This is a genomic window from Luteimonas sp. A649 (genome assembly GCF_054072735.1).
The window spans coordinates 1-884 of the sequence record NZ_JBSVRQ010000021.1; the positions used below are offsets into that span (position 1 = coordinate 1).

Genomic DNA, 884 nt, shown 5'->3' on the forward strand with positions numbered 1-884 from the left:
GCAATCATGGCCAAGGGTAAGTTCGAGCGCACCAAGCCCCACGTGAACGTGGGCACGATCGGTCACGTGGACCACGGCAAGACGACGCTGACGGCGGCGCTGACGAAGATCGGTGCGGAACGCTTCGGCGGCGAATTCCACGCCTACGACGCCATCGACAAGGCGCCGGAAGAGAAGGCGCGCGGGATCACGATCTCGACCTCGCACGTCGAGTACGAGTCCCCGAACCGCCACTACGCGCACGTCGACTGCCCCGGGCACGCCGACTACGTGAAGAACATGATCACCGGTGCCGCGCAGATGGACGGCGCGATCCTGGTGTGCTCGGCGGCCGACGGCCCGATGCCGCAGACGCGCGAGCACATCCTGCTGGCGCGCCAGGTGGGCGTGCCGTACATCGTGGTGTTCCTGAACAAGGCCGACATGGTCGACGACGCCGAGCTGATGGAGCTCGTCGAGATGGAAGTGCGCGAGCTGCTGTCGAAGTACGACTTCCCGGGCGACGACACTCCGATCATCAAGGGTTCGGCGCTGAAGGCGCTGGAAGGCGACCAGTCTGAGATCGGCGTGCCTGCGATCATCCAGCTGGTGGAAGCGCTGGACACCTGGATCCCGGAGCCCGAGCGCGACATCGACAAGACCTTCCTGATGCCGGTCGAGGACGTGTTCTCGATTTCGGGTCGTGGCACGGTGGTGACCGGTCGCATCGAGCGCGGCATCATCAAGGTGGGCGAGGAAATCGAGATCGTCGGCATCCGTCCGACCGTCAAGACGACCGTCACCGGCGTCGAGATGTTCCGCAAGCTGCTCGACCAGGGCCAGGCGGGCGACAACGCCGGCCTGCTGCTGCGCGGCACCAAGCGTGACGACGTGGAGCGCGGCCA

The 884-nt window shown here is 65.8% G+C and carries 1 protein-coding gene; it reads left to right on the plus strand.

What is annotated here, in order from left to right:
• Positions 1–6 precede the first annotated feature (6 nt).
• A partial coding sequence (tuf, locus tag ACW5E8_RS14795; protein ID WP_456966305.1) for an elongation factor Tu occupies positions 7–884 on the plus strand: 878 nt, incomplete at its 3' end.